This window comes from Streptomyces hilarionis (assembly GCF_024539675.1).
Lineage (GTDB): Bacteria > Actinomycetota > Actinomycetes > Streptomycetales > Streptomycetaceae > Streptomyces > Streptomyces hilarionis.
In genome coordinates, this window is the sequence record NZ_JAHHIT010000077.1 from 42544 (window position 1) to 48543 (window position 6000).

Below are 6000 nucleotides of genomic sequence, written 5' to 3' on the forward strand. Positions count from 1 at the left end.
CTCGGATCACGCCTCGGCGGAAGCCTCGGCAGGGGCCTCGGCGTCAGCCGCCGCGACCTCGACGTCACTGTCGCCGTCGGCGTTCACGGCGTCGGCGTCCGCGGCGTTCTGCGAGCGACCGGGGTTGGCCTTCGCCTCGGCCTTGCGGGCCTCCTGCGCCTGCCGGGCCTCGGCCATGGCCTCGGTCTTCTTCTTGTGCGGACCGAGAACCATGATCATGTTCCGGCCGTCCTGCTTCGGGTTCGACTCGATGAAGCCGAGGTCCTCGACGTCCGACGCGAGACGCTGCAGCAGTCGGTAGCCGAGTTCCGGCCGGGACTGCTCGCGACCACGGAACATGATCGTGATCTTGACCTTGTCGCCCTGCTTGAGGAACCGGACGACGTGACCCTTTTTGGTGTCGTAGTCGTGCGGGTCGATCTTCGGCCGGAGCTTCATTTCCTTGATGACCGTGTGCGCCTGGTTCTTGCGCGCCTCACGGGCCTTCATGGCCGACTCGTACTTGAACTTCCCGTAGTCCATGAGCTTGCAGACCGGCGGGCGTGCGCTCGCGGCCACCTCGACCAGGTCGAGGTCGTACTCCTGCGCAAGCTCCAGGGCCTTGGCCAGCGGCACGATGCCGACCTGCTCGCCACTGGGACCGACAAGTCGCACTTCGGGAACGCGAATCCGGTCGTTGATGCGGGGCTCGGTGCTGATGGATCCTCCTCGGTAGCACCACGCGGCAGTCTGGCGGACGGCCGCGTAACGTCTGTGTTCGATAGTTCGGCAACCACGTCGAAGCACAAAAAATGCCCCGAACAATCACATGCGGGGCTCCAAGCACTACCGGAGCACCGCCGCAAGGATCGCGGGGCGCGCTACCGGGCGACTCCATCGTCCGTACGGAACGATGGGGGCCGCCTGACCGGGGTGACCCGCCGTCCGGGGGACGGTCGGGTGGGAGCTCGGAGTCTCCACTTGTGGGCCGGGCCCGCCTGCTGAGGGGCACGCGTGTCCGACCGGTCGTTACACGAGATTACCAGCACGCGCCAGGAACGGCCAATCGGGCCTCGTCACGGGGCCGGGCCCGCCTGCGCCTATCGTGTCCTGCATGAGTGACACCTCCCCCGCCGGCTCCGCCGGGACGCCCGACGCCCCCGACTTCGACGAGATGACCCGCGACATCGCCGAGGTCCCCGCCGTCGAGGTGATCGTGACGGTCGCCGTCAACCTGATGAGCGCCGCGGCCGTGAAGCTCGGGCTCACCGAGGAGGGCGACAAGTACAAGGACCTGGACGAGGCCCGCAAGCTGGTCACGGCCCTCGCCGGGCTGCTCGACGCGTCCGCGACCGAGATCAGCTCGTTCCACGCGGCCCCGCTGCGCGACGGCCTGAAGTCGCTGCAACTGGCGTTCCGCGAGGCGTCGATCGTCCCGGACGAGCCGGGTCAGGGCCCGGGCGAGAAGTACACGGGACCGATCTACGGCTGAGCCGGTCGCGGCCGCTCAGCTCTTCACGTACAGGGGCTCGCCCGGAGGCGTCGTCCCGGCCGGCAGCACTGCCAGGTCGAGGCCGCGCACCAGGCGGGCCCGCAGCGTCTCGTCGGCGGCGAGGCGGCGGGCCACGGCACGGGCCGTCTCGGCGGGGACGGCCGCCGGGTCGAGGACGAGGGCGAGGGTGCCGTCGGCCTCCCCGGGGCCGAGGTGGGCCCTGAGGACCTCCGGTTCGGCGGCGACCGCGGCCCGCACCGCCGCGACGACCGCCGGGTCGGCGAGCGGGTCGGCGCGGGTGCGGCCCTCGGCGAGGGCCAGCAGGGCGGACCCGGTCAGCTCGAAGGCCACCGGCCCGGCCAGGTCCAGGACGACGGTGTCGGCCTTCTCGTGCGCGGCTGCCTGAAGCGCCTGGTGGAGCGGGACGGCGACCGGGCGGGCCCGGGGGTCCCAGCGGGCGAGGGACTCGGTGGAGGTGAAGGCGGGCAGCGCGGTGCGCGAGCCGGCCTTCAGGGTGGGGACGGCCATGTCGCTCGTCTTCTCGCGGCGCAGCCCGTTCTCGTCCTCCTCGACCTCCCCCAGCACGGCCACGACGGGAACGAGGAGCCGGGCGTCCTTGAGGGCCGCCAGCACCGGGGCCACGGCGGTGCGGTCCTCGGCCCAGGCGGCGAGCGCCGCGCTCAGCCGGGGGTCGGCGGTGCCGTCGTCGTCGGAGAAGCCGGGGTCGGGAATGTTCTTGTTCGCCACGGTCGTCGACCCTATCGGGGGCCCGGCCGTCGGCCGGTGCGGGGCCCGGTGCGCGGCGCCGCGCGCCCTCACCGGATTCTCAGGCCGCCCTGACCGCGTTCTCACGCCGGTCCCACGGCCCGCACAGCCGCCGTCGCGACCATCGCGGCCATGGAGTCCCGCAGAGCACGTCGCAGCCGCCGCGCCCGTCCCGCCCGGCGCCGCCCGTACCTGCCTCTCGCGCTCGCCGCGGTCGCCGTGCTGGGCGCCACGGCGGGCGGCGCCGTCTACGTGAAGGCGCGGGCCCACTCCGGCGCGCGGCCCGTATCGTCGTCGTCCGCGACTCCGCCGGCCTCGGCGTCGCGGGACGAAGGGGTGACCGTGGGGACCGAGGAGACCGCCGGGCAGGACCGTGACGCGTCGCTGGCGTCGGCCATGGGGGCGGTGACCGTGCCCGGGGGTGCGGCCGTGTCCGTCGCCGTGCTCGACCTGGCCTCCGGCGAGCGCGCCGCGTACGGCGGGGGCGCCTTCGACACGGCGTCCGTCGTCAAGGCGGACATCCTGGCCGCGCTGCTGCTGCGGGCGCAGGACGAGGGCCGTCGTCTCACGACGGCCGAGAAGGCGTACGCCACGGCCATGATCGAGACGAGCGACAACGACGCGGCGTCGGCGCTGTGGCGGGCCATCGGCGAGGCCGAGGGCCTCGACGCCGCGAACGCGCGGCTCGGGCTGACGGCCACCGAGGGCGGCGAGGGCATGCTGTGGGGGCTCACCCGGACCACGGCCGCCGACCAGCTCGCCCTGCTGCGGCAGGTGTTCGGGGACGACTCGGAGCTGAGCGAGGCGTCGCGGACGTACGTGCGGGCGCTGATGGGGAGGATCGCCGCCGGCCAGGACTGGGGGGTCTCGGCCGCGGCCGACGGGTCCGCGTGGGCGCTGAAGAACGGCTGGCTGCCGCGCAGCACGACCGGGCTGTGGGTCGTCAACAGCATCGGCCGGGTGAGCGCGGGCGGCGGTGACTACGCGGTGGCCGTGCTGTCGAACGGCAACGCCACGCAGCAAGCGGGCATCGCGCTCGTCGAGGCGGCGGCGAGAGCGGCGGTCTCGGTGTTCGCGGACGGCCGGGCCACGGCGTCGCCGTCCGCGGCGGGGGCCGGGTAGTCGCCGTCGCCCGCGTGGTCCGCGTCCGGGCAGGCGTCGTCGGCGGTCTCGTCGGCCGCCGGGTCACCGGGTCACCGGGTCACCGGGTCACCGGGTCACCGGGTCACCGGGTCACCGGGCCGGACGCTAGAGGGCCTCGTAGGTCCCGTAGGGCTCGTAGGTCTCCTGGGCGTCGTGCCGCCGGTCGCGCGCGCGGCGGCCGCGCCACAGGACGACCGACGTCAGCAGCAGCACCCCGCCCGCGCCGCCCGCGAGCAGACCCGCCCAGCTCGAGGAGTCGTCGTCGGCCTTCGCCCGGTCGGGACCGGAGCCGAAGTACCGCTCGCCGTAGGCGGCGGACTGGAGGCCCTCCGGCTTGAGGGCGCCGGCCGCGCGGATCGCGGCGGCCGGGTCGATGAAGCCGTAGCCGCGGGAGTCGTCGCGGCCGCCGGCGGGGGCGTTGCGGGCCGTGTCCTCCAGGAGCTTCTTGATCTGCGCCGGGGTCAGACCGGGGTGGGCGGCCTTGACGAGGGCGACGGCCCCCGAGACGAAGGCGGAGGCGGCGCTGGTCCCCCAGCCCTGGTAGTACTTGTGGTCCGGGTCGGCGATCACGACGTCGACGCCCGGCGCGCTCACCGTCGCGTACCAGCGGCGGGTGGAGAACGAGGCGCGCGTGCCGTAGCGGTCGACGGCCGTCGCGGCGATGACGCCCGGGTAGGCGGCCGGATAGGAGATGTGGTCGCCCTTCTCGCCGCCGTTGCCGGCCGAGGCCACGACGACCGACCCCTTGTTCAGCGCGTACTGGACGGCCTCGTCCTCGGCGGGCTCGGGGTGGGCGGAGACGGAGTCGTCGCCCAGGGAGAGGTTGATGACGTCGGCGCCCTGGTCGGCCGCCCAGCGGATGCCCTCGGCGAGGGCGTTGCCGCGGGTGTTGCGGGCCTTGGTGCGCTGCGGGTCGCCGTCCTCGAGGATCACGCGGACGGGCAGGATCTTCGCCTCGGGAGCGATGCCGAGCACCCCGTCGTCGTTCCCCGCGCCGTGCCCGTGACCGGCGATGATGCTGGCCATCGCGGTGCCGTGGCGGGCCCAGGCACGCTGGCCGGGCCGGGCTCCGAAGCCCACCATGTCCCGGCCGGCGAGGACGTTGCCGGCCAGGTCGGGGTGGTCGGCCTCGACGCCGGTGTCCAGGACGGCGACGGTGATGCCCCGGCCCTTGGTCGTCTGCCAGACCTGCCGGGTGTGCAGGGCGTCCAGGGCCCACTGCTGGGCCCGGATGCCGTCGGCGTGGGCGGTGGAGGACGGCGCCAGGGCGACGGCGGCGGCGAGGAGGCAGCTCAGGAGCCCGGCCCGGCGCGTGCGCCCCGCACGGGGCGGCCGCGCCGGGCGGGGGGTGCGGGCCCCGGGGACACCGGGCGTCGTGCGGGTCCTGCGGGTGCTCATGAGGGCTGCTCCGAGGGCGTGGCGGCGGTCTTGCGCAGGCCGCGCTCGACGCGGTCGGCGAGGCCCTGGGCCTCGTTGCCGAGGCCGGCCTGGGCGGGGGCCGTGGTGGCGCCGGTCGCGGTGGCCCGGGAGGCGGGCTGCGGGGTGTCGACGATCCGGCCGTCGGCCCAGCCGGAGACGGCGTAGACGACGACGGGCGCGTCGGTGAGGACCGAGACCGTCCACGAGGCCCGCTGCCGGTCGCCGAACGCTGCGGCCGCGGTGCCCTCGGCCGCGTACGGGCGGGGCATCAGATCCGCCCGCTGGGCCAGGCCCTCCTTGGTGAAACGGGTGTCGAGCGCGCGCATGGCGGCCGCGTCCGCCGTGGTGAACAGCAGGCCGACGGTGGTCACATGGCTCTGGGTGGCGTCGGTGTAGGTGGCGCGCAGCAGACGCCGGCAGCCGACCGGGGCGAGCACCTTGAGCAGCAGCGGGTCGAAGGCGCGGGCGCAGCCGCCGTCCGGGGCGACGGCGATCCTCGTCCAGGTGCGGTCGGCGCCGCCGGGGCCGGCGCCCTGTCCGTCCACGGTGGGCGGGAACAGCTGGTCCACGGGCACGTTGTGCCACAGGCCGCCCGCGGTCGTGTAGGCGCTGGTCTCGGCGCTCTCCCCCGAGCCGCCGACCAGCCAACTGCCGGTCGCGGCACCGCCGATGAGGCCCAGTCCGAGGACGACGCAGACGGCGGCCGCGGCGGTGCGGCCGCGGCGGCCGAGGACGCGGGGCGTGTATCCCTCGGGCCGGGCGAACCTGATCACGGGCCGGGTGACGCCGGGGGCGCCGCCGGGGGCCATGGGGGCGCTCCAGGACAGCGCGGGGTCGGGTCCGCTCGCCGTCCCCGTGGGGGCGTCGGGCCGTCGTGGGGGCTCCGGCGCGGGCGGCGGCGGGGCGACGGTGAAGTCGGGTTGCCGCACGGCCGCCGCGGGACTCCAGGCCGGGCCCGGGCGGGAGTCGTCGTGCGGCACGGCTCCGGGACTCCGTGCGCCCTCGTGCGTCCGCGTGTCGTGCAGGCCGGCTCCGGGAGCGGGCACCCAGCCGCGGGGCAGCGGCGACCAGGCCCGCTCCTCGGTGGGCCCGGCGACCGGGGCGGGGGCGTCGTCCGGACCGGCGGGGCGCGTACCCGCCGCGTCGGCGGGGCGGGCGCCGGCCGTGCCGGAACCGCCGCGAGCCGCGGGTCCGGCATCGGC

At 75.5% G+C, this 6000-nt stretch carries 6 protein-coding genes; 2 read left to right on the plus strand and 4 right to left on the minus strand.

The annotated features are described in order from the left end of the window. Positions 1–6: 6 nt before the first annotated feature. Positions 7–699 (minus strand): translation initiation factor IF-3, encoded by a 693-nt coding sequence (infC, locus tag KMS84_RS20095; protein ID WP_218108804.1) that lies wholly within the window; start codon positions 697–699, stop codon positions 7–9. A 394-nt stretch (positions 700–1093) separates the two neighbouring features. On the opposite strand from infC, the gene KMS84_RS20100 reads away from it, so the two are divergent. Continuing rightward, positions 1094–1471, plus strand: coding sequence for a DUF1844 domain-containing protein (locus KMS84_RS20100; RefSeq protein ID WP_256917733.1), 378 nt, complete (start codon positions 1094–1096; stop codon positions 1469–1471). Positions 1472–1486: 15 nt separating this feature from the next. On the opposite strand, the gene KMS84_RS20105 is transcribed toward KMS84_RS20100, so the two are convergent. Further along, a complete protein-coding gene (locus KMS84_RS20105) occupies positions 1487–2218 on the minus strand; it encodes an SseB family protein (RefSeq protein WP_256917734.1) in 732 nt (243 codons plus the stop codon). 150 nt (positions 2219–2368) lie between these two features. Between KMS84_RS20105 and KMS84_RS20110 the strand changes: the two genes are divergently transcribed. Then, positions 2369–3358: a serine hydrolase gene (locus KMS84_RS20110; RefSeq protein ID WP_256917735.1), complete on the plus strand. Its 990-nt coding sequence runs from the start codon at positions 2369–2371 to the stop codon at positions 3356–3358. Positions 3359–3484: 126 nt separating this feature from the next. On the opposite strand, the gene mycP is transcribed toward KMS84_RS20110, so the two are convergent. Continuing rightward, the gene (gene mycP / locus KMS84_RS20115; RefSeq protein WP_256917736.1) at positions 3485–4777 is read right to left on the minus strand and encodes a type VII secretion-associated serine protease mycosin; all 1293 of its coding nucleotides are present in this window, start codon (positions 4775–4777) and stop codon (positions 3485–3487) included. Next, positions 4774–6000, minus strand: a 1227-nt coding sequence (locus KMS84_RS20120) for a hypothetical protein (RefSeq protein WP_438818961.1), incomplete at its 5' end; no start/stop codon positions are given. The genes mycP and KMS84_RS20120, both read right to left, overlap by 4 nt.